A 20,450-nucleotide genomic window follows, 5' to 3' on the forward strand; every position below is an offset into this window, starting at 1 on the left:
TTTTGGTGATTGGCGCCAGCTGGGCTGGCGCCGGGTGAGCAAGCCCCTCAGGCCGCCACGGCCTTGGCGCTGTCGTTGGCAGCCACGGTGCCGGCGACGATGCGGGTATCCGCCGCCGCCTTGTTCAGCGCCTCGGCCTTTGCCGTGTCGCCCATCGCCACGCCCTCGGCGCGCACAAACTGCACGTCGGTGATGCCCAGGAAACCAAATACGGTCTGCAGGTAGCTCTCCTGGTGTTCCATGCTGCGGCCACCTTCGCTGGTGGAATACACGCCACCGCGGGTGGAGGCGACGATCACCTTCTTGCCGCCGGCCAGACCCTTGGGGCCCTTGTCGGTGTAGGTGAAGGTGCGGCCCGGCTGGGCGATGCGGTCCACCCAGGCCTTCAGCTGGCTGGGGATGGAAAAGTTGTACAGCGGTGCACCTACCACGACCACGTCGGCGGCCAGGAACTGGCTGACCAGCGCTTCAGAGACAGCGTTTTCATGCTTTTGCACGTCGGTGAAGTTCGCGCCTGCGGCGGCGCGGAAGCCCAGCGAGTCGGCCGACAGGTGGTTGGGGGCGTCCTGGGCCAGGTCCAGGTAGTCCACCTCGGTGCCGGGGTGGTTGACGCGCCATTCGGCGACGATGTTTTGGGTCAGTTGGCGGGAAACGGAGTTGCCACCCATGACGCTGGAATCGATGTGCAAGAGTTTCATGATGTTTCCTTGAAAGAAGTTGATGAGCCGATGGGGATAATTGTGCGGACGAAGCTAATCATTGATAAGCTGGCAAAAATGCAATAGATTGTTCTACTGGCGGGACAATGGAGGCGCCCATGCAGGATTTAAACGACATGCTGTACTTTGCCGAGGTGGTGGATCGGGGCGGTTTTGCCGCCGCCGGGCGGCACCTGGAGGTGCCCAAATCCAAGCTGTCGCGCCGCGTGGCGGAGCTCGAAGCGCGGCTGGGCGTACGCCTGTTGCAGCGCACCACGCGCAAGTTGTCGCTGACCGAGGTGGGCGAGGTCTACCACCGCCACTGCGTGGCCATGCGCGACGCCGCGGAGGCCGCCAGCGAGTCGGTGGAGCAGGCCCAGACCGAGCCGCGCGGCACCATCCGCGTGGCCTGCCCGGTCACGCTGGCCCATTCCACGCTGGGGCCCATCATGTCGGTGTTCCTGGCCCGTTACCCGCAGGTGAAGGTGGACATGCGCGTCAGCAACCGCGTGGTGGACCTGGTGGAAGAGGGCGTGGACGTGGCGCTGCGCGTGCGCCCCACGCTGGAGGCCAGCGGCAGCCTGGTGGTGAAAAACCTGGGCCTGACCCACACGCTGCTGGTGGCCAGCCCGGCACAGCTGCAGCGCCAGGGCCGGCCCACCGGCGTGGACGACCTGACCCGCCTGGACATCCTGAGCATGTCGGCGCAGGACGGCAAGGCCACCTGGCACCTGGTGGGGCCGGGGGGGGCACAGTATGCGTTCGTGCACCAGCCGCGTTATGTGGCCGACGACATGCTGACGCTGAAGTTCGCTGCGCTGTGCGGCAGCGGCATGTGCGTGTTGCCGGACTACATGTGCCGCGATGAGCTGAAAGACGGGCGGTTGGAGCTGGTGCTGCCGGGGTGGGAGCCCCGCCCTGGCATCTTCCACGCCGTGTTTCCGTCGCGCCGCGGCATGGTGCCGGCGGTGCGCCGTTTCCTGGACTTCCTGGCCGAATACACCGACGGCGAGGGCGCGCCGCGCGCGCACCTGCACCAACAGACACGGATCGGCCAGTGAAAGGGCGGTGAACCGCATGCCAATGCCCGGACAGCCCTGGAATAACCCCGAAAGCGTGTGCGCGCCGTACAAGCCGGTGTGAGAATCCGCCCATGCCCGACAAAGACACCCGTTCGGATGAGCAGCTGATGCTGGCCTACGCGGCTGGCGACATCGCTGCCTTCGAGACCCTGTATGCCCGCCACGAGGTCGGGCTCTTGCGCTTTGTGCGGCGCCTTTTGGGCAGCGAACTGGCCGACCGCCACGGCGATGAGGTGTTTCAGGACACCTGGCTGCGCGTGGTCAATGCACGCGCCAGCTTCCAGCCGCAGGGCGCTTCTTTCAAGACCTGGGCCTACACCATTGCCCACAACGCCGCCATGGACCGGCTGCGCGTCAAGGGGCGCGACGTCAGCCTGGACGCGCTGGCCACCTCGGCAGACGGCGGCGAGGACAGCGGCGACCCGCTGGATTGGCTGTGCCCGGCGGTGGACATGGCCCATCCCTCCAGCGAAGACCTGGCTTTCTGGCGTGCCGCCGGCCAGCAGTTGCTGCGCTGCCTGGACCAGTTGCCGGACGCGCAACGCGCCGCCTTCCTGCTGCACCATGAAGACGGCGCCAGCGTGGAAGAGCTGGCCCAACGGCTGAACCTGGGCTTCGAGACCGTGAAAAGCCGCCTGCGCTATGGCCTGGCCAAGCTGCGCGGCTGCATGGGACACTACCTCAGCGTGCTCGAAGGCGGGGCCGCCACATGACTGAACTGCGCGACGCCCGCTTGAAAAAGGCGCTGGAGCACGCGCCGGACGAGGCTGGCGCGCCGCCGCATGCGGTGCGCGCGGCCATTCACGCGCACGCCGCTTCACAGTTGCGGCCGGCGTTGAAGGCGGAGTTGCCAGAACCCCGCCCCGCTCCAGCCCGGCCGTCCTTCTGGCGCTGGTTGCTGGGCGGCGGTGGTACGCCCGCAACGGCCCGGCCCTGGAATGCGGCATTGGCCACCGTGTTGCTGGCCGGCTTCGTCACGCTGGTGCTGCGCTACGAGCAGACCGAGGCGCCGCAGGAGGTGAGTTCCAGCCTGCCGGCACCCAAACAAGTGACCCCTGCTGCGCCAAAGACCTCACCGCTGGTCGACCGGGTGCTGCCTGAGGAAACTGCCAAGAGCCAGGTCCCGATGGCAGCAGCGGAACAAGCTGGGAAGGACATGCCGGCCAAGGCGGCCGATTCAGCCGTTGCAGTGCCGGCGCGCAAAGCCGTTGCCTTGGCGGACAAGAAGTCCGACGCGCTGGCCACAACGGCGCCTGCTTCGCCACCGCCGCAGCAACCCTCAGGTGTTGTGCAAGCCACGCGCGTGCCGCCGCCTGCGCTGCCACCGCCACCCAGCGCGCGCGCGGATGAGGCGCGCGTCATGCAAGAAGTCACTCCGGCACCGAAAGCCGCCGCCGAGCGCGCGCCCGAGCCCTTTGCCGCGCCACCGCTGCCAGCGCCTGCACCTGCACCTGCACCTGCACCTGCACCTGCCTCGGTGATGCGGCCCGCGCCGGCTGCGCCGGCCATGGCGGCGCCCAGGCCCGAAGGGGTGACAGGCGGCCTTGCCGAGCCCGCAGCGCTGCCGCCGCTGGAAGCCAGGCGCGAGTCCGCCACGAGGAACAGCATGGCCAAGGCGCGTGCGCCGGCCGCGGAGGCCGTTGGCGACAGCAGCGTGGCATCGGGTGGCGCTGCGCCGGGGCGGGCACTTGGCAGCCTGGCTGCGGCGAAAGTGCAGGGGGCGCCGCTGCTGCTGCCGGCAGATTGGCAGACGCTGCGCGTGCGGCACGGCGACCAGTGGCGCAGCTTCACGCGCAGTCAGGCCGCTGCCGTGGCCGATGTGCTGGCGCGTCTGCCCCTGCGCCGCCAGGGCCAGGCCGCGCCGCTGGCAATGGCGGGTGGGCCGGACTACCTGTTGGTGCTGCAACGCGACGGCCAGACGCTGGCCACGCTGACGCTGGCCGGCACGGTGTTGCAGGGCAGCCTGGTGATCGAGGGCGAAGAGGCGGCCGGCCCGCAGGCCGTGCAGGTGGTCCAGCCACCGGATGGCACCCAGCTGGCGCGCCTGCGCACACTGCTGGACAGCCTGATGCCGCCTACAGCGCGCTGACCTGCACCGCGCAGTCGTAAAACGTGGGCGCGTTGCCCATGTCGGTCAGGCGCTGGCTGGTCAGCTCGTTGACGTTTTTGCCATCGTGGCCCAGCTTGCGCCACCAGACGCCCAGGCCGTTGACCACGCCGGGCCGCGCGCGCGCCGACACCTCCACGCGGCAACGGTATTCGCCCCGCTGGTTGAACACCTTCACCATGCCACCCGACTGGATGCCGCGTGCCTGGGCGTCATTGGCGTGCATTTCCAGCAGCGGCTCGCCTTCGATGTCGCGCAGGCTTTGCACGTTGACGAAGGTGGAGTTCAGGAAGTTGCGCGCTGGCGGTGAGATCATCGCCAGCGGGTAGTCGGCGTCGCTGCCAGCTTGCTCGTAGTTGGGCAGGTAATCGGGCAGGCCGTCCTGGCCCGTGGCGGCCAGCTGTGCGCTGAAGAACTCACACTTGCCCGAGGGCGTGGGAAATCCGCCATCGGCAAACGGAGCCTCGGGCGTGGGCAGGGTGGCGAAGCCCTGGGCCAGCAGGGTGTCGAAGGGCACCAGCTTGCCAAAGGCGCGCCGGCACAGTGACTCATCATCTTCCTCGAACGCCGCACCGGTGTAGCCCATGTGGCGCGCCAGCTCGCGAAAGATCTGCGTGTTGGGCTTGGCTTCGCCCAGCGGGGCGATGGCCGGGCGGTTCAGCACCACGTCGGTGTGGCCGTAGCTCAGGTGCACGTCCCAGTGTTCCAGCTGGGTGGTGGCGGGCAGCAGGTAGTCGGCGTAATCGGCGGTGTCGGTCTGGAAATGCTCCAGCACCACCGTGAACAAGTCCTCGCGTGCGAAGCCAGCCACCACCTTGCCCGATTCGGGCGCCACCGCCACCGGGTTGCTGTTGTAGACGATCAGCGCTTCCACCTGAGGGCCAAACTCGGGCGACGCTGGGCGCAACAAGTCGTCGCCAATGGTGCTCATGTTGATGGTGCGCGGCGTGCGCCCGGCCAGCAGCTGGGGCATGTGCAGCGCTTCCTTGTCTACCGGGAAGGTGCCCGAGCTGGACAGCAGCACGCCGCCGCCCCGATGCCGCCAGGCGCCTGTCAATGCCGGTAGTGAGGCAATGGCACGCGCCGCGTTGCCGCCGCCGCGCGTGCGCTGCATGCCGTAGTTCATGCGTATGGCGGCCGGTTCGCCGCGCTGCGCACATTCGCCGTAGTCGCGCGCCAGAGAACGCACCTGCTCGGCGGGTACGCCGCACACTTCGGCCACACGCTCGGGCGGCCATTGCAGAGCGCGCTCGCGCAAGGCCTCCCAGCCCAGCGTGTGTTGGGCGATGTAGTCGTGGTCCAGCCAATCGTGGCGAATCAGCTCGTGCATCAGCCCCAGCGCCAGCGCGGCGTCGGTGCCGGGCTTCAGCGCGATGTGTTCCTGGCATTTGTCGGCCGTTTCGGTCTTGCGCGGGTCTATGCACACCAGCTTGGCGCCGTTGCGTTTGGCCTCTTGCGCCAGGCGCCAGAAGTGCAGGTTGCTGGCAATCGAATTGCTGCCCCAGATGATGATCAGCCTGGCCTCGGCAAAGAACTCCACCCGCATGCCCACTTTGGCGCCCAGTGTGTAGGTCATGGCGGTGCCGCCAGCGGAAGAGCAGATGGTGCGCTCCAACAGCGAGGCGCCCATTTGGTTGAAAAAGCGCGCCGCCATGCCCTCGCCCTGCACCAACCCCATGGTGCCGGCGTAGCTGTACGGCAAAACAGCCTGCGGGTCGCGGCTGGCTATGGCGCCCAGACGATGCGCTATGTCCGCCAGCGCGTCCTCCCAACTGACGCGCTCGAACTGGCCCGAGCCCTTGGGCCCGCTGCGCTTCATCGGGTGCAGCAAGCGGTCTGGGCTGTAGGTGCGCTGGGTGTAGCGCGACACCTTGGTGCACAGCGCGCCGTCGGTGTGCGGGTGGGCCGGGTTGCCCTGCACCTTGGTGGCCACGCCATCCACCACGGTGGTGACCAGGGAACAGGTGTCGGGGCAATCGTGCGGGCAGGCGCCCAGGATGGTGGTGGTGAAGGGCAGGCTGTCCATGAAGCAAAAATGACAGGAGCGGGGTGGATCGGGGGTAGTGGCAAAGGCCAGGCGGTTGGGCGCATGCGACAAGCATCACGGGAACCGGGAGGTTACCGTTGCCTGTCCGCCATAAATAGCAATAATGCCATGATGATCACCAGACGGCAATTTTCCCTTACCGCCGGCGCCGCCTTGGTCGCCCCTGTCAATCTGGCGCGCGCCCAGGGCAGCGGTGCCATTGTGCTGGGCCAATCAGCGGCCTTCACCGGCCCATCGGCCCAGCTGGGCATCCAGTTTCATTCTGGCGCCAAGGTCTGGTTCGACCAGATCAATGCGCAGGGCGGTGTCAATGGCCGGTTGATCGAGATCAACAAGCTCGACGACGGCTACGAGCCCGACCGCTGCGCCGCCAACACCACCAAGCTGATCGACGACAACGTGTTCGCGCTGTTTGGCTACATCGGCACGCCCACCAGTCTGGCCGCGCTGCCGCTGGTGAACAAGGCGGCAATTCCGTTCCTGTTCCCCTTCACCGGCGCCATGGGGCTGCGCAATCCGTTCAGCAAGCCCGTGTTCCACCTGCGCGGCTCGTACAACGATGAGACCGAGTTGATCGTCAAGCAGCTTACCGAGTTGAGCCTGAAGAAGGTGGGCGTGTTCTACCAGAACGACGCCTATGGCAAGGCCGGCCTGGATGGCGTCACGCTGGCGCTGCAGTCGCGCAACCTGAAGCCCGTGGCCACTGCCACGGTGGAGCGCAACACGGTGGCGGTGGATGCCGCCGTCAAGACGCTGGCCGCCGCCATGCCCGACGCCATCGTGCAGATCGGCGCCTACAAGGCCTGCGCCGCCTTCATACGCGCGGCGCGCAAGGCCGGCTACGGCGGCACCTTCTTCAACGTGTCCTTCGTCGGCACGCAGGCGCTGGCCGACGAACTGGGCAAGGACGCCACCGGCGTCGTGGTGTCGCAGGTGATGCCCTCGCCCTACAACCGCGCCAGGCCCATCGCCCGCGAGTTCATCGACAGCGTGAAGAAGGCCGGCGGCGGCGCGCACGCCAATTTCTCCAGCATGGAAGGCTACCTCGCCGCCAAGGTGTTCACCGAGGGCCTGCGCCGCGCCGGCGGCAAGGTGACGCGTGACGGCCTGGTGACGGGGCTGGAGTCCATGAGCGATGTGTCCTTTGGCGGCTTCACCGTCAAGTTTTCGCCCACCAACCACGTGGCTTCGCACTTTGTCGAGCTGTCCATGCTGACGGGCGACGGCAAGGTGAGGACATAGCCCCCACGGTCGCTCACTGCGTGTGCTCCCTGCCCCCGAGGGGGCCGCAAATCCCCCTGGGGCGGCCCGGCGGGGATTTCATCGCCATCATGGGTTTCCCGATAACGCGCTAGACTGGCCGCTTCCCCAAAGCCAGCTCATGGAGACTTCATGAAGGTCATCGACAGCATCGTCACGCAGGCGGCCGGCATTGCCGCTGTGCGCCGCGACATCCACGCCCACCCGGAATTGTGCTTCCAGGAAGTGCGCACCGCCGACCTGGTGGCCGCCAAGCTGACCGAGTGGGGCATCCCCATCCACCGGGGCATGGGCAAGACCGGCGTGGTGGGCATCATCAAGAACGGCAGCTCCCCCCGCGCAATCGGCCTGCGCGCCGACATGGACGCGCTGCCCATGCAGGAGTTCAACACCTTTGCCCACGCCAGCACCCACGCCGGCAAGATGCACGCCTGCGGCCATGACGGCCACACCGCCATGCTGCTGGCCGCGGCCCAGCACTTCGCCAAGAACCGCAATTTCGACGGCACGGTGTACGTGATCTTTCAGCCGGCCGAAGAGGGCGGCGGCGGCGCGCGCGAGATGATGAACGACGGCCTGTTCGACAAATTCCCGGTCGAGGCCGTGTTCGGCATGCACAACTGGCCGGGCTCCGAGGTGGGCAAGTTCGCCGTCAGCGCCGGGCCGGTGATGGCCTCCAGCAACGAATTCAAGGTGACGATTCGCGGCAAGGGCGGCCATGCCGCCATGCCGCACAACGGCGTCGACCCGGTCACGGTGGCGGCACAGATGGTGCAGGCCTTCCAGACCATCATCAGCCGCAACAAGAAGCCGGTGGACGCGGGCGTGATCTCGGTCACCATGATCCATGCTGGCGAGGCCACCAACGTCATCCCCGACAGCTGCCAGCTGCAGGGCACCGTGCGCACCTTCACCATCGAAGTGCTGGACCTGATCGAGCGGCGCATGCAGCAGATGGCCGAGCACATCTGCGCCGCCAACGAAGCCACGTGCGAGTTCAGCTTCCACCGCAACTACCCGCCCACCATCAACTCGCCGAAAGAGGCCGAGTTTGCCCGCCGGGTGATGATGGACATCGTGGGCGAAGCCAATGTGCTGCCACAGGAGCCCACCATGGGCGCGGAAGACTTCGCCTACATGCTGCAGGCCAAGCCCGGTGCCTACTGCTTCATCGCCAACGGCGACGGCGCCCACCGCGAGATGGGCCACGGCGGTGGCCCCTGCATGCTGCACAACCCCAGCTATGACTTCAATGACGACTTGATCCCGCTGGGCGCCACCTACTGGGTGCGGCTGGCCGAGACCTGGCTGGCGCCAGGCAAGACGGCGGCCTGAGCCACCCCCAGGCCGCATGCTTGCAATACCTGAGGCCTTCTCTGCCCACTACGCGCAGGCGCGCGTCAAATTTCTTGAAGCAGCGGCCACGGCAGGCCTGGCGCTGGAATCCATGCCCCATCCGTTGCCCGGCGCGCAAGGCGAGGTGCTGGCCATGGACGTGGCGCGCGATGGCGCCGCGGATGCGCAGCGCCTGCTGATCGTCAGTAGCGCCTGCCACGGCGTCGAAGGCTTTTGCGGCAGCGGCGTGCAGGTGTTCGCGCTGCACGACGCCGAGTGGCTGGCGCATGCGCGCGCCAACGGCGTGGCGGTGCTGTACATCCACGCGCTGAACCCGCATGGCTTTTCGCACCTGCGCCGCGTCACGCACGAGAACGTGGACCTGAACCGCAATTTCCAGGATTTTTCAAAACCGCTGCCCGTCAACGCCGCCTACCGCGACGTGCACCCGCTGCTGCTGCCCGCGCACTGGCCGCCCGATGCCGCCAATCAGGCCGCCACCGCCGCCTACGCCGCCCAGCATGGCATGCCGGCCTTGCAAGCCGCCACCACGCAGGGCCAGCACGAGTTTGCCGATGGCCTGTTCTACGGCGGCACGGCGCTGACCTGGAGCAACACCACGCTGCGCGAGGTGCTGCGCCGGCATGGTCGCCAGGCCAGACACATTGCCTGGATAGACCTGCACACCGGCCTGGGGCCCAGCGGCGTGGGCGAGCGCATCTACGCCGGCCGCGATGACGCCGCCGCCGTGCAGCGCGCGCGCCAATGGTGGGGCGGCCCGGACGGCAAGGCCATCACCTCCATCTACGACGGCTCATCCAGCTCAGCCTTTTTGACCGGCCTGATGTGGGGCTCCATCTATGACGAATGCCCGCAGGCACAGCACACCGGCATTGCGCTGGAATACGGCACGCTGCCGCTGATGGACATGATCACCGCGCTGCGCGCCGACCACTGGCTGCACATGCATCCTGAAGCACCCGCCGACCTGGCCGCCAGCATCCACCAGCAGATGCGCGACGCCTTCTACACCGACACCGATGCCTGGCGCGGGCAGATCATCAGCCAGGCCAGGCAGGCGTTGTTCCAAGCCGCTGACGGGCTGGCGGCTTGATAGGACGGCTGCGCAGTGCAGCAGCGGATGCTTGGTTTGGGGATCACGCCGACACGGCTGGTGTGCAGGCATTCAAGCGTCGCGCGTGCCAATTGACCCGATGTCGCTGGGGCGTGTGGCGGAGCGGAATCAAGGAGGAGGGCCGAAGGCCCGGGGGACATCCGCGTAGCCACGCGCCCCAGTGACGTCGGCAGCCATCAGTCCAGTGGCGTTGACCTGGCCACGCCTACCAGTGGCGTTGGCTACCAGCAATTCCCACGCCGCGCCGCCAGTGCTTCAGCCAAATCGGCTTTTCCCAATCTGCAACAGCCCGTCAAAGATCAGGCTGTCCACCAGCTCAAACGGCACCGACATGCTGGGTGCCATCTTCCAGCCCGCGCCGCCAGTCATCAGGCAGGCCGGCTCGGCGCCGCAGCGGCGGCGCACGTGCTGGATCATGCGCTCCACCGCGCCGGCAATGGCATAGGTGCCGCCGCTGGTCAGCGCGTCGCTGGTGTTGGTGGGGAATTCGCGCACCTCGCCGGTGGGCACGTGCAGGCCAGCGGTGCCGGACTCCAGCGCGCGCAGCATGATGCCGTGGCCGGGCAGGATCAGCCCGCCGAGGAACTTGCCGCTGGCGTCCACCGCCTCCACCGTCACTGCGGTGCCCACCATCACCACCACCATGGGCCGCGCCGGGCCTTGCGCCAGCATGTGGTGGTAGGCGCCAATCATCGCCACCCAGCGGTCGGCGCCCAGGCGCGTGGGGTGGTCGTAGCCGTTGGTCAGGCCGGCTTCGGCCTCGCTGGCCACCACCCATTGGGCCGGCACGTCCCACAGCTCCATCTGCTCCTGCACGCGGCGTTTCACCGCATCGCCGGCCACCACGCAGCCCAGCATCTTCTGGGGGGCAGCCAGCCGGGCCCAGGCACCCTCGGCCAGCTTGTCGATGTTTTCCAGGAACTCCGCGCCCTGGGCCAACAGCTTGGCGCCCGGCCGGGCAGCCTCGTACTGTGCCCATTTGAGCCGGGTGTTGCCAATGTCCAGGGCCAGGAAGGTCATGAGGTGTGTGTTGTTAGCGTCGGCCGGGGGGCCAAGGGCATTATGCTGAATTCCCTCAGCCGAGTCGGGGTCGGGGAATCGGCCGGACGCCCTCATAGGCGCGCGCGGCGCGCAACACCAACGCGTCGCCGAACATGGGGCCGACGAACTGCAGGCCGATCGGCAGGCCGTCTCGCGTCAGGCCGCAGGGGATGGTGCAGGCCGGCTGCTGCGTCAGGTTGAACGGGTAGCTGAACGGCGTCCAGCCCAGCATGGCGGCCGGGTCCATGGGCACCTGGCCGGCCGGCCGGGCGTCGAAGGCTGGCACCGCCACGGCAGGCGTCACCAGCAGGTCCCACTGCTGCATGAACTGGCGCATGTGCGAGCCCAGGGCGCCGCGCCGCACGGCCAGGCGTTGCAGTTCCAGCGCGGTGATCTTTTCGCCCAACTGGGCCTGGGCCGCAAAGTCGGGGTCGGGCTGCGCGCGCTGCTCTGGGGTCAGCCCGTTCCACAGCATCCACATGCCGGAGAACCACAGGCCAGTGGTGATGTCCAGCGGGTCGTCAAAGCCCGGGTCCACCAATTCCACATGGGCGCCCAGCGCCTGCAGTTGTTGCACAGCGGTCTCCACGGCCGCCGCCACCTCGGGGTGCACCTGGGCATAGCCCAGCGTGGGGGAATACGCGATCTTCAGGCCGGCGATGCCGTCGTTCAGGCCGGCGGTGTAGTCGCTGTCGTCATAGGGCAGCGACGTCCAGTCGCGCGCGTCGGGTTGCTTCAACACGTTCATCATCAGCGCCGCGTCTTGCACGCTCATCGTGTGCGGCCCCAGATGGGCCACCGTGCCCATGGGCGACAGCGGGTAGGCCGGCACGCGGCCAAAGCTGGGCTTCAGGCCGAAGTTGCCGCAAAACGCCGCCGGGATGCGCACCGAGCCGGCGCCATCCGTGCCCACCGAGAGCGGCCCCATGCCGGCGGCCACCGCCGCAGCTGTGCCGCCTGACGACCCACCGGAGGTCTTGGCTGGGTTCCAGGGGTTGCGGGTGATGCCGGTGCGGGGCGAGTTGGTCTCGCCCTTGCAGCCGAATTCGGGCGTGCAGGTCTTGCCGAAGATGACGGCGCCGGCCTCGCGCAGCCGTGCCGTGGCCGGTGCATCCACCTCCCAGGGCTGGTTGGCGTCCACGCTGTGGCTGCCGCGCAGCGTGGGCATGTCCTTGGTCAGGATCAGGTCCTTGATGGACACCGGCACGCCGTCCAGCGGCCCGCAGGGCGCACCCCGCTGCCAGCGAGCCCGGCTGGCCGCGGCAGCTTGGGCGGCCTGCTCCGGCGCGGTGAAGCAAAAGGCATTCAGCACGTCGTTGTACTTGTCCAGGCGCGCGAACACCGCGCTGGCCGCCTCCACCGGCGAGGCCTGGCGGCTGCGGTAGAGCTGCAGCAATTGGGTGGCGGTGCAATCGGCAAGGTCAGTGGGCAAGGCGGTCATGGTGGGCAATGGCCTGATGTTGGGATGGAGGGGGCTGCCCGGCACGGTAGCAGAGACCGCCAGGTTTGGCGAGGGACGGCCCAAATGCGTCATTGAGTGGTGGCTGCGCCGCGCTGCCCATGGCGTCGTCCATACCCGTAAATGCGCGTTTCATCACATGCGGATTGCGGCCACCACAGTGGCTTTTTAAGCTGGCGGTCCTATGCAAGCTTTGCTGACAAGCCCAATGGCCACCGCGCGCTGGTCTGCTGCCCGGCCGCGCAGGAGCGCGCCGTGTTGAGAGCGCTGAATCCTGAAGTGAGTGGAAGCTTCTTTTCCGAAGGTGACAACTTACCACCCGAGCTGGTGTTCACCCAACTGGCAGGCGGCGTAGCCCACGTGGTGCTGCAGCGCTTTGCAGCGCCGGGCTTTGCCATGCTGTTGCGCGACGAACTGCACCGCGCCAGCGCGCTGGTGCTGGACCTGCGCCGCAACCGCTGCGGGCCCGAGCGCAGCAGCCAGGCCTGGTGCGTGCTGGCCTACCTGATGGACCAGCCCTTTGCCACCTTGCGCTGGCTGCGGCTAGGCGGCCAGGGCCAGGCCCAGCCGGCGGCAGCCGGCACCTGGAGCAGCACCACCGCCCGGCCATTTGCCGGCCCCGTGGTGCTGTTGCTGGGGCGCCAGACCGGGGCGGCCGGCGAAGACTTCGCCGCCAGTTTCGATGCCGCCCACCGGGGCCTGCTGATGGGCGAGCCCACCGGCGCCGATGGCCTGGGCGTGCCGCCGCACCAGCGTGTGCAGGCATCAAGCGGTGACCTGCAGGCCGGGCGCGACCCGCTGCTGCTGGCTGCCTGGCAGGCCCTGCAGCCGGCGTTGGCTGCTCGGGTTATGGGTGGTTAACAAATCGGCCATTGAGCTGAGGCGGGCCGCTTCATAAAATTGCCGTTTTCCTTTGGCGAAGGCCGGTGTTGATTCGCGCCCGCTGCACTGCATTTCGTCGCACCGCGCTGGCGGCCCTGCGGCGCTGTTGCGTAAGCTGTGGGGCAATGCATCAAGGTCATACGCTGTCACACACTTTATGAACGCCCGTCAACTGCCACCGAAGTCCGCCAGCGCTTTTGCGCCAGGCGTGGCCGTGCGCGCCGACATGGCGTTCGAGCTGCTGCCGGGCAACATCGGCCACCTGGTGCTGCGCAGTTTTGAAGACCCGGGGCTGCCGCAGCGCTTTGCCGCCGCGTTTGAGCGCATCAGCGCCACCGCCGCGCTGGTGGTGGACCTGCGCCAGGCCAGCGGTGCTGGCAGTGCCCAGGCCTGGCAGATCCTGGCCTGGCTGATGAACAAACCCTTCAGCACCGTGCGCTGGATGGGCCCGGCCAGCGTGTTGGTGCGCCGCCGCACGCCGTTTGCCGCCGCCGGGCTACCGGCCGCAGCCGGTCAGCCCTGGAAGGTGACGCCGGCCTACCCGCGTCCGCTGGCGGTGCTGCTGGGCGCCGCCACCGAAGGCGCGGCCGAAGATTTTGCCGTCACCGTGACCGCCGCCCACCGTGGCCTGCTGTGGGGCGAGCCCACCGGCGGCATCAGCGGCGCCAAGGGCCGGCCCGGCGTGCAGCCGCATCACCTGCTGCGCGCCAGCGCTGAGGAGGCGCGCGCCGGCCGCGACAGCGTGCTGCTGGCGGCCTGCCAGGCCTTGCAAGCACAGCTGGCCGCGCCAGCCAAGCCGGTTGTGAGGCCGTTACAGGAACATGCCGCCCGAGGCTTCGATGCGCTGGGCGTTGATCCAGCCGGTGTCGGGCGACAGCAGCGCGGCCATCACGCCGCCGATGTCGTCGGGGAGCCCCACCCGGCCTAGCGCGGTCTGGCTGGCGACGAACTGGTTCAGCTCGGGGTTGTCGCGCACGCGGCCACCGCCGAAGTCGGTCTCGATGGCGCCCGGCGCCACCACGTTGACGGAGATGCCACGCGCGCCCAGTTCCTTGGCCATGTAGCGGCTCAGCACCTCGATGCCGCCCTTCATGGCGGCATAGGCGGCGTAGCCCGGCAGCGCGAAACGCGCCAGCCCGGAAGACACATTCAGGATGCGCCCGCCATCGGCCATCAGCGGCAGCAGCTTTTGCGTCAGGAAGAACACACCCTTCAGGTGGATGTTCACCATGTCGTCGAACTGCGCTTCGGTGGTCTCCATCAGTGAGGCGTGCATGCCGGTGCCGGCGTTGTTGATCAGGAAGTTGAAGCGCTCACGCTGCCAGCTGCCTTGCAGGGCCTGCTTCACCTGGGCGGCGAAGTCGGCAAAGCCGCGGCTGTCGGCCACGTTCAGCTGCAGGGCGACGGCGCGCTGGCCCAGCTGTTCAATCTCGGCGACGACGGCGTCGGCCTCGGCCTGCTGGCTGCGGTAGGTCAGGATGACATCCATGCCGCGGCGGGCGCTGTGCAGGGCGGCGCTGCGCCCCAGGCCGCGGCTGCCGCCGGTGATCAGGACGATGGGGCTGGTGGTGGTGTTCGTGCTCATGGTGGCTTCCTTCAGGGTTGGTTGTGCGATGGAAGGAAGTCTATTGATGGCCTTGAAATAGATAAATATGTAGAATTTGATTTAATTATTATTAAAAATAAGAACAATGAACCCACTGGACCGCATGCAGGTGTTCACCCGGGTGCTGGAGCTGGCCAGCTTCACGCAGGCGGCCGATGCGCTGAATCTGCCCAAGGCCACGGTGTCCAACGCGGTCCAACAGCTGGAGACGCAGCTGGGCACGCGCCTCTTGCACCGCACCACCCGCAAGGTGCAGCCCACGCAGGACGGCCAGGTGTTCTACGAGCGCTGCAAGGACATGCTGGCCGACATGGAAGAGCTGCAAGGCATGTTCCAGCAAGGCCCCCAGGCACTGCGCGGCCGGGTGCGGCTGGACATGTCCACCGGCCTGGCGCGCCATGTGGTGGTGCCGCACCTGCCCGCGTTGCTGCAGGCGCACCCGCTGTTGGAAGTGGAGCTGAGCAGCACCGAGCGCCGGGTGGACCTGGTGCGCGAAGGCTTTGACTGCGTGCTGCGCACCGGCAGCGTGCAAGACGCCAGCCTGGTGGCGCGCCCGCTGGGGCAGTTGCGCATGCTCAACTGCGCCAGCCCGGCCTACCTGGCAGAGCACGGCACGCCGCACACGCTGGACGACCTGGCCACGCACCGGCTGGTGCATTTCGCTGGTGTGCTGGGCGCCAAGCCGCTGGGCTTTGAGTACATGGACGGCGCGCAAGACCGCTTCCTGCCCATGGCCGGCGCGGTGACGGTGAACAATGCCGAGGCCTACCACGCCGCCTGCCTGGCAGGGCTGGGCATCATCCAGGTGCCGGTGCTGGGCGTGGTGGAGTCGCTGGCCGTGGGCCGTGTGGTGCCGGTGCTGCCCCAGCATGTGGCCCGCGCCATGCCGTTGACGCTGCTCTACGCCAACCGGCGCAACCTGTCCAAGCGCGTGCGTTTTGTGATGGACTGGCTGGCCGGCATCGTCGGCGATTACCTGCAGGGGCAGGACGCGCCGGCTGCCAGCGGCCCTTAGGCTTTCAGCGCAGCTTGCCTACCACCGACAGGATGGGTTGCAGCACGCTGGCGCCCAGCTTTCTGGAGCGTTCGCCGTTCCAGCCCACCACAGCGTCGGGCAGGTCGGCGTTGTCCTTGAACGGCATCTCTATCGTGTTGGCCAGGCAGTCGAACTGCTGGCTGACCCAGTTGGTGGCCAGCGTGGGGTTGGCGCTGTTGGGCGCCGCGCGGCCATAGCCGTGCCGGGCTTGAAAGTCCGGGCAGGTGGACAGCCAGGCGGCCTTGAAGGCGTTTTGCAAACCGTCCAGCCGTTCGTTGAAGCCCACATTGCCTTCGGCACCGGCGACGAAGTTGTAGGGCAGGGCCTCGTCGCCGTGCACGTCCAGCATCATGTCCACGCCGGTGGCCTGCATGGCTTGCCGCACCAGGAACACCTCGGGCGAGCGCTCCATGGTCGGGCTCTGCCACTCGCGGTTCAGGTTGGCGCCGGCGGCATTGGTGCGCAGGTTGCCGCGCACCGCGCCGTCGGGGTTCATGTGCGGCACAACGAAAAATTCGCACTGGCGCAGCAACACCTTGGCCACCGGGTCGTCTTCGTCCAGCAGGCGCTCCAGGAAGCCTTCGATGAACCATTCGGCCATGCTCTCGCCGGGGTGCTGGCGGGCGATCAGCCAGACCGTGCGCTTGGGCGTGTCCGCCGCTGCGCCTTCACGGTCGGTGATGTGCAGCAGCGTCATGTCGCGGCCGTCCAGCGTCAGGCCCAGGTGCCGCACGCCGGTGTGGGGCGAAGCGGCAGCCGAGCCTATCAAGTCGAGGTGGCGCTCATACGAGTAGGGCTCGAAATAGGCGAAGTAGATGCTGTGCGTGTCCGGCGTCACCTGCGCCGTCAACACCTGGCCGTCGTAGCTGCTGGGGATGCGAAACCAGTGTTGCCGATCATGGCTGGCCATCACGTGGTAGTCCTTCCAGCCGTCGGGGTAGGCGGTCTGGCCGGCGTTCATGAAGCGCAGCGTGACTGGCACGCCGGCCGCGCCCTGCAGGCGGAAGTGGAACCACTGGGCGAATTCGCTGGCGTTGTCGCGGCGGATGTTCAGGCGGATGTCGGCGGGGTCAGCCAGGCTCAGCACCTCGATGGCGCCGGCGTCGAAACTGGTGGAGATGTGCAGTGGGGGTTGTGTCATGTCGTTCAATGGATTGCGTCACTTCGCAAAGGCCTTGCGCGAGCCGTCCTCGAACACCGCGTCATCGCGCAGCAACTGGCCGGTGGCGTCCCAGGCGCGCTCGCGCTGGATGTTGCCTTTGTCGTTGTAGGTATTTTCCGCCACCAGCCGGCCTTGCTCAGAAAACTGCTGGTGTACCCCTACTGCGCGCTCGCGGTAGCGGGCTTCCACCACGTAGCGGCCTTGGGCGGCCAGCTGGCCGTTGTCGTGGAAGCGCTTGGCGTCGTGCACGTCCGTGCGGCTTTCCAGCTGATAGCCGTCTTCGCTTTTCTTCTGGCCATTGAGGTAGAAGCGGGTGTCTTTCGCCAGGCGGTTTTGCTGCTGGTTGTTGACGTCGACCAGCGCGAACACCTGCTCGCGCACCAGCGTGCCACTGCCGTCGGCGAAATCGCGTTCGCGCAACTTGATGGACGGCTGCGCCTCAGTTTTCAGCCGCCACAGCACCTCTTTCAGCTTCACGCCGTCAGCGCTGAATTGCTGCTGCAGCCGCTGTTCGCCCTGCACCTCGTCCACCGAGGCCGGCTTGCCGTTGTTGTGGAAGCTGACAGACTTGGTGGCGGCGCCGTTCAACCAGGTGTTGGCGGCGCGCAGCGTGCCGTTTTCGGCGAACGTTTCCACCGTCGAGGCCTTGCCATTGAAGCCGCACAGCGTGGTGTCGTCCACCCAGGGTGCCAGCAGCGGGCGCGGGCCGCAGGCCAGCTCGCTGATCTGGCCTTTGCGTGTGTACTGCACCGAGGCGCGTTCGCGTGGCTGCTGCTCCTCTCCGACCCAGGCCACCCGGCGCGGCGAGCCGTCCGGGTACCAGGCGCGCACCAGGCCCACGGTGCTGCCGTTGCGCGCGGTCTCGTCCAGCACCACGGTTGTGCCGTCGGGCGCAAACTCACGCGCGCGGCCGTCGCGGTTGCCTTTTTCGTTGACGCTGAACTCGCGGTTGAGCTTGCCGTCCTTGAAATAGCGCACCAGGCCTTCGAACTTGCCGGCGCGCAGCTCCTGCTCGCGCACCAGCACGCCGCTGTCGCGGTCCTTGCAGCGCATGATGCCGGTCTTGTCGCGCGTGGTGGACCCATTGGCCGGGTTGACCGATTCGCCGTTGACCGTGCAGTCCTCCACCGCCCATGCCGCGCTGCCGCCCAGCGCCAGCAGCGTGGCGCCCAGCGCCAGGCGGGCGATCATGAGTGCGCCGTGGTGCATGCCCGTGCTCACTGGGCCTTGTTGGCGAACCACTCCGGCGCCAGCTCCTTCAGCTTGGCAAACATCTGCTCATGCAGCTTGTTCACCGCCTTCAGCGGCCGCACCATCACCTTGAACTGATTGATCTTGCCCTCGGCATTCCATTCGATCATGTCGACGCCGTTGATCAGCACGCCGTCCACCGTGCTTTGGAACTCCAGCACCGCCGAGTGGTCGTTGTACCACTCGCGCGGGTAGGTGAAGCTGTCGTTGTTCAGCACCTGCAGTGCTGCCCGCAGGTAGACCAGCGTCACTGCCTTGCCGCGCTGCGGCGTGTGCACCACGGGGGATTCGAACACCACGTCATCGGCCAGCAATTCGGCCAGGGCTTGCTCGTCCTTGGATTGCACGATGTGGTGCCAGTGCGTGATGGGGGTGGGCATGGCGGGGCTGGTCATGGAGGCTCCTTGTTATTGGGGTGGTGTTTTGCCAAGTGTAGGTTCAGAATGCGGCATCCCTGCGCACGGCAGTCCCATGAAGCAACCCCGCCAAAGCCGCCTTTCCCTATTGGAGCGCCGCCGCCTCAAGCGCGGCGCGAAAGAGGCCGAACTGACCCAGCAGCGCGAGAAGGACAAGGCGCGCGCGCAACGCGAGTTGGCCAAGCGGCATGTGCTGGTCAACCCCGCCAACTTGCGGCCCACGGGCAGCTACGGCGCGCCAGAGTTTATCCAGCGCGGCTACTACGTGGACATGCCGTTCAATTGCAAGTGCTGCGGCGTGGCCCAGGTATGGACCGAAACGCAGCAAAAATGGTGGTACGAGAGCGCGAAGGGCGATGTGTGGACCATTGCCGTGCTGTGCCGCCCGTGCCGCAGGCGTGAGCAGGCAAGGCGGGCGGCGGCGCGGGAGGTGCACCTGTCCGGCTTGGCGGCCAAGGGCAAGCGGCCGGCTTAGCGCCGGCGAGTGGCCTCACACCTGCGCAGGCGCCACCGTCACCGCATCCCGCATGGTCACAAACTCTTCCGCCGCTGTCGGGTGGATGCCGATCGTGCTGTCGAATATCGCCTTGGTTGCCCCCGCCTTCATGGCCACGGCAAAGCCCTGCACGATTTCGCCGGCGTCGGCGCCCACCATGTGCAGGCCCACCACGCGGTCGGTGGCGTCGTCCACCACCAGCTTCATCAGCGTGCGCTCGATGCTGCCGCTCAAGGTGTGTTTCAGCGCCTTGAATTCGCTGCGGTAGACGCGGATGGCGCCCAGCTCGCGCCGCGCGTCGTGTTCGGTCAGCCCCACGGTGCCCACGTTGGGGTGGGTGAAGACGGCGGTGGGGATGTACTGGTAGCTCATTTGCCGCGCCGCCTTGCCCGTGGGCGGGCCGAACAGGTGGTCCACCAGCGCCATTCCTTCGCCCAGTGCCACCGGCGTCAGTTGCACGCGGGCGGTGACATCGCCCAGCGCGTGGATGCCGGGCACCGATGTCTGGTAATGCGCGTCGACCTGCACCGCGCCGTTGTCGCCCGTGGCCACGCCAGCGGCGTCCAGGCCCAGACCGCTGACGTTGGGGGCGCGGCCGGTGGCGTACAGCACGGTGTCGGCTTCCAGCGTGCTGCCGTCTTCCAGCGTGGCTTCTATGCCGCCAGGCACGGCGCGCAGCGCCTTCACATCGGCATTCAGCCGCAGGCGCACACCGGCCTTGCCCATCTCGGCGGCCAGGAAGCCGCGCACGTCGTCGTCAAAGCCGCGCAGGATCTGCTTGCCGCGGTACAGCTGCGTCACCTGCGCGCCCAGGCCGTTGAAGATGGAGGCAAATTCGCTGGCAATGTAGCCGCCGCCCACCACCAGCAGGCGTTGGGGGAACTGGGGCAGGTCGAACATGTCGTCCGAGATGGCTGCCAGCTCATGGCCAGGAATGTGGGGCACCATGGCGTGGCCGCCGGTGGCCAGCAGGATGTGGCGGGCGCTGAGGGTTTGTTGTGCGGCGCCATCTGGCGGCTGCAAGCTGACGGTTTGGGCGCCGGCCTGTTCGCCCGCCAGCCGGCCCCAGCCGCGCAGCACGGTGACGCCGGCGCCTAGCAGCAGCTGCAGGTAGATGGCGTTCAGGCGGTCGATTTCCTGCTTGCGGTTGGCCTTCAGCACCGCCCAGTCAAAGCGCGGTGCTTCGGGCAGCATCCAGCCGAAGCCGGGCGCCTCGTGGAAGGCCTCGGCATAGTGGGCGGCAAAGCTGTACAGCTTTTTCGGGATGCAGCCCACGTTGACGCAGGTGCCGCCCAGGGCGCCGGCCTCGATCAGGCCCACGCGCGCGCCGCGCTGCGCCGCCATGCGGGCGGCGCGCACGCCGCCGCTGCCGCCGCCGACGACCAGCAGGTCAAAGTCCAATTCGGGCATGGTTGCCGTCCTTCAGTTCGCAAAGGG

Annotated in this window: 19 protein-coding genes; 10 read left to right on the plus strand and 9 right to left on the minus strand. The window is 67.6% G+C overall.

Going from position 1 to position 20,450, the window contains the following annotated elements:
• Window positions 1-47 precede the first annotated feature (47 nt).
• On the minus strand, window positions 48-698 hold the full coding sequence (locus AC1DX2_RS13680) for an FMN-dependent NADH-azoreductase (protein ID WP_477196912.1): 651 nt from the start codon (window positions 696-698) through the stop codon (window positions 48-50).
• A 119-nt stretch (window positions 699-817) separates the two neighbouring features.
• Here AC1DX2_RS13680 and AC1DX2_RS13685 point away from each other — a divergent pair, with 119 nt between their 5' ends.
• The 3 genes from AC1DX2_RS13685 (at window position 818) to AC1DX2_RS13695 (ending at window position 3,869) form a co-directional block, all read left to right on the plus strand.
• Window positions 818-1,759, plus strand: coding sequence for a LysR substrate-binding domain-containing protein (locus AC1DX2_RS13685; RefSeq protein ID WP_477196913.1), 942 nt, complete (start codon window positions 818-820; stop codon window positions 1,757-1,759).
• Between the two features lie 92 nt (window positions 1,760-1,851).
• Window positions 1,852-2,493: a sigma-70 family RNA polymerase sigma factor gene (locus tag AC1DX2_RS13690; RefSeq protein WP_477196914.1), complete on the plus strand. Its 642-nt coding sequence runs from the start codon at window positions 1,852-1,854 to the stop codon at window positions 2,491-2,493.
• A complete protein-coding gene (locus AC1DX2_RS13695) occupies window positions 2,490-3,869 on the plus strand; it encodes a hypothetical protein (RefSeq protein ID WP_477196915.1) in 1,380 nt (459 codons plus the stop codon). Before AC1DX2_RS13690 ends, AC1DX2_RS13695 begins: the two co-directional genes overlap by 4 nt.
• On the opposite strand, the gene AC1DX2_RS13700 is transcribed toward AC1DX2_RS13695, so the two are convergent.
• Window positions 3,856-5,913, minus strand: a complete 2,058-nt coding sequence (locus tag AC1DX2_RS13700; RefSeq protein WP_477196916.1) for a molybdopterin-containing oxidoreductase family protein — start codon at window positions 5,911-5,913, stop codon at window positions 3,856-3,858. The two genes, AC1DX2_RS13695 and AC1DX2_RS13700, sit on opposite strands and share 14 nt — an antisense overlap.
• A gap of 132 nt (window positions 5,914-6,045) precedes the next feature.
• Between AC1DX2_RS13700 and AC1DX2_RS13705 the strand changes: the two genes are divergently transcribed.
• The 3 genes from AC1DX2_RS13705 (at window position 6,046) to AC1DX2_RS13715 (ending at window position 9,643) form a co-directional block, all read left to right on the plus strand.
• Complete coding sequence (locus AC1DX2_RS13705) at window positions 6,046-7,176, plus strand: ABC transporter substrate-binding protein (protein ID WP_477197682.1); 1,131 nt, start codon at window positions 6,046-6,048, stop codon at window positions 7,174-7,176.
• Between the two features lie 150 nt (window positions 7,177-7,326).
• The gene (locus tag AC1DX2_RS13710; protein ID WP_477196917.1) at window positions 7,327-8,529 is read left to right on the plus strand and encodes a M20 aminoacylase family protein; all 1,203 of its coding nucleotides are present in this window, start codon (window positions 7,327-7,329) and stop codon (window positions 8,527-8,529) included.
• Between the two features lie 16 nt (window positions 8,530-8,545).
• Window positions 8,546-9,643: a M14 family metallopeptidase gene (locus tag AC1DX2_RS13715; RefSeq protein ID WP_477196918.1), complete on the plus strand. Its 1,098-nt coding sequence runs from the start codon at window positions 8,546-8,548 to the stop codon at window positions 9,641-9,643.
• Between the two features lie 276 nt (window positions 9,644-9,919).
• On the opposite strand, the gene AC1DX2_RS13720 is transcribed toward AC1DX2_RS13715, so the two are convergent.
• Window positions 9,920-10,684 carry a type III pantothenate kinase gene (locus AC1DX2_RS13720; protein WP_477196919.1) on the minus strand — a complete coding sequence of 255 codons (765 nt, stop codon included), beginning with the start codon at window positions 10,682-10,684 and terminating at the stop codon, window positions 9,920-9,922.
• A gap of 55 nt (window positions 10,685-10,739) precedes the next feature.
• Window positions 10,740-12,146, minus strand: a complete 1,407-nt coding sequence (locus AC1DX2_RS13725) for an amidase (protein WP_477196920.1) — start codon at window positions 12,144-12,146, stop codon at window positions 10,740-10,742.
• A 297-nt stretch (window positions 12,147-12,443) separates the two neighbouring features.
• Here AC1DX2_RS13725 and AC1DX2_RS13730 point away from each other — a divergent pair, with 297 nt between their 5' ends.
• Both AC1DX2_RS13730 and AC1DX2_RS13735 read left to right on the plus strand, forming a co-directional pair.
• Window positions 12,444-13,025 (plus strand): S41 family peptidase, encoded by a 582-nt coding sequence (locus tag AC1DX2_RS13730; RefSeq protein WP_477196921.1) that lies wholly within the window; start codon window positions 12,444-12,446, stop codon window positions 13,023-13,025.
• A 178-nt stretch (window positions 13,026-13,203) separates the two neighbouring features.
• Window positions 13,204-13,974, plus strand: coding sequence for a S41 family peptidase (locus AC1DX2_RS13735; RefSeq protein WP_477196922.1), 771 nt, complete (start codon window positions 13,204-13,206; stop codon window positions 13,972-13,974).
• Here the strand turns inward: AC1DX2_RS13735 and AC1DX2_RS13740 are convergent.
• Entirely contained in the window at window positions 13,858-14,631 is a 774-nt protein-coding gene (locus tag AC1DX2_RS13740; protein ID WP_477196923.1) for an SDR family NAD(P)-dependent oxidoreductase, read from the minus strand. The two genes, AC1DX2_RS13735 and AC1DX2_RS13740, sit on opposite strands and share 117 nt — an antisense overlap.
• Before the next feature lie 106 nt (window positions 14,632-14,737).
• Between AC1DX2_RS13740 and AC1DX2_RS13745 the strand changes: the two genes are divergently transcribed.
• Entirely contained in the window at window positions 14,738-15,667 is a 930-nt protein-coding gene (locus tag AC1DX2_RS13745; protein WP_477196924.1) for a LysR family transcriptional regulator, read from the plus strand.
• A gap of 4 nt (window positions 15,668-15,671) precedes the next feature.
• On the opposite strand, the gene AC1DX2_RS13750 is transcribed toward AC1DX2_RS13745, so the two are convergent.
• The 3 genes from AC1DX2_RS13750 to AC1DX2_RS13760 are packed head-to-tail and all read right to left on the minus strand — an operon-like array spanning window position 15,672 to window position 18,496.
• Entirely contained in the window at window positions 15,672-16,829 is a 1,158-nt protein-coding gene (locus AC1DX2_RS13750) for a M14 family metallopeptidase (protein ID WP_477196925.1), read from the minus strand.
• Window positions 16,830-16,847: 18 nt separating this feature from the next.
• On the minus strand, window positions 16,848-18,041 hold the full coding sequence (locus tag AC1DX2_RS13755) for a toxin-antitoxin system YwqK family antitoxin (RefSeq protein ID WP_477196926.1): 1,194 nt from the start codon (window positions 18,039-18,041) through the stop codon (window positions 16,848-16,850).
• A gap of 26 nt (window positions 18,042-18,067) precedes the next feature.
• A complete protein-coding gene (locus AC1DX2_RS13760) occupies window positions 18,068-18,496 on the minus strand; it encodes a nuclear transport factor 2 family protein (RefSeq protein WP_477196927.1) in 429 nt (142 codons plus the stop codon).
• Between the two features lie 76 nt (window positions 18,497-18,572).
• On the opposite strand from AC1DX2_RS13760, the gene AC1DX2_RS13765 reads away from it, so the two are divergent.
• Window positions 18,573-18,992, plus strand: coding sequence for a zinc-ribbon domain containing protein (locus AC1DX2_RS13765; RefSeq protein ID WP_477196928.1), 420 nt, complete (start codon window positions 18,573-18,575; stop codon window positions 18,990-18,992).
• Between the two features lie 15 nt (window positions 18,993-19,007).
• Here the strand turns inward: AC1DX2_RS13765 and gorA are convergent, their stop codons facing one another.
• On the minus strand, window positions 19,008-20,423 hold the full coding sequence (gene gorA / locus AC1DX2_RS13770) for a glutathione-disulfide reductase (protein ID WP_477196929.1): 1,416 nt from the start codon (window positions 20,421-20,423) through the stop codon (window positions 19,008-19,010).
• Between the last annotated feature and the right edge of the window lie 27 nt (window positions 20,424-20,450).

It is taken from the genome of Hylemonella sp. P2_B10 (assembly GCF_056404875.1).

Bases quoted from the DNA above. Each gene is read 5' to 3' on its own strand.
- AC1DX2_RS13765 (WP_477196928.1), top strand. From the start codon at position 18,573: ATGAAGCAACCCCGCCAAAGCCGCCTTTCCCTATTGGAGCGCCGCCGC.
- AC1DX2_RS13710 (WP_477196917.1), top strand. From the start codon at position 7,327: ATGAAGGTCATCGACAGCATCGTCACGCAGGCGGCCGGCATTGCCGCT.
- AC1DX2_RS13700 (WP_477196916.1), bottom strand. From the start codon at position 5,913: ATGGACAGCCTGCCCTTCACCACCACCATCCTGGGCGCCTGCCCGCAC.
- AC1DX2_RS13685 (WP_477196913.1), top strand. From the start codon at position 818: ATGCAGGATTTAAACGACATGCTGTACTTTGCCGAGGTGGTGGATCGG.
- AC1DX2_RS13705 (WP_477197682.1), top strand. From the start codon at position 6,046: ATGATCACCAGACGGCAATTTTCCCTTACCGCCGGCGCCGCCTTGGTC.
- AC1DX2_RS13725 (WP_477196920.1), bottom strand. From the start codon at position 12,146: ATGACCGCCTTGCCCACTGACCTTGCCGATTGCACCGCCACCCAATTG.
- AC1DX2_RS13740 (WP_477196923.1), bottom strand. From the start codon at position 14,631: ATGAGCACGAACACCACCACCAGCCCCATCGTCCTGATCACCGGCGGC.
- AC1DX2_RS13690 (WP_477196914.1), top strand. From the start codon at position 1,852: ATGCCCGACAAAGACACCCGTTCGGATGAGCAGCTGATGCTGGCCTAC.
- AC1DX2_RS13750 (WP_477196925.1), bottom strand. From the start codon at position 16,829: ATGACACAACCCCCACTGCACATCTCCACCAGTTTCGACGCCGGCGCC.
- AC1DX2_RS13715 (WP_477196918.1), top strand. From the start codon at position 8,546: ATGCTTGCAATACCTGAGGCCTTCTCTGCCCACTACGCGCAGGCGCGC.
- AC1DX2_RS13680 (WP_477196912.1), bottom strand. From the start codon at position 698: ATGAAACTCTTGCACATCGATTCCAGCGTCATGGGTGGCAACTCCGTT.
- AC1DX2_RS13745 (WP_477196924.1), top strand. From the start codon at position 14,738: ATGAACCCACTGGACCGCATGCAGGTGTTCACCCGGGTGCTGGAGCTG.
- AC1DX2_RS13760 (WP_477196927.1), bottom strand. From the start codon at position 18,496: ATGACCAGCCCCGCCATGCCCACCCCCATCACGCACTGGCACCACATC.
- AC1DX2_RS13720 (WP_477196919.1), bottom strand. From the start codon at position 10,684: ATGACCTTCCTGGCCCTGGACATTGGCAACACCCGGCTCAAATGGGCA.
- AC1DX2_RS13735 (WP_477196922.1), top strand. From the start codon at position 13,204: ATGAACGCCCGTCAACTGCCACCGAAGTCCGCCAGCGCTTTTGCGCCA.
- AC1DX2_RS13695 (WP_477196915.1), top strand. From the start codon at position 2,490: ATGACTGAACTGCGCGACGCCCGCTTGAAAAAGGCGCTGGAGCACGCG.
- gorA (WP_477196929.1), bottom strand. From the start codon at position 20,423: ATGCCCGAATTGGACTTTGACCTGCTGGTCGTCGGCGGCGGCAGCGGC.
- AC1DX2_RS13755 (WP_477196926.1), bottom strand. From the start codon at position 18,041: ATGATCGCCCGCCTGGCGCTGGGCGCCACGCTGCTGGCGCTGGGCGGC.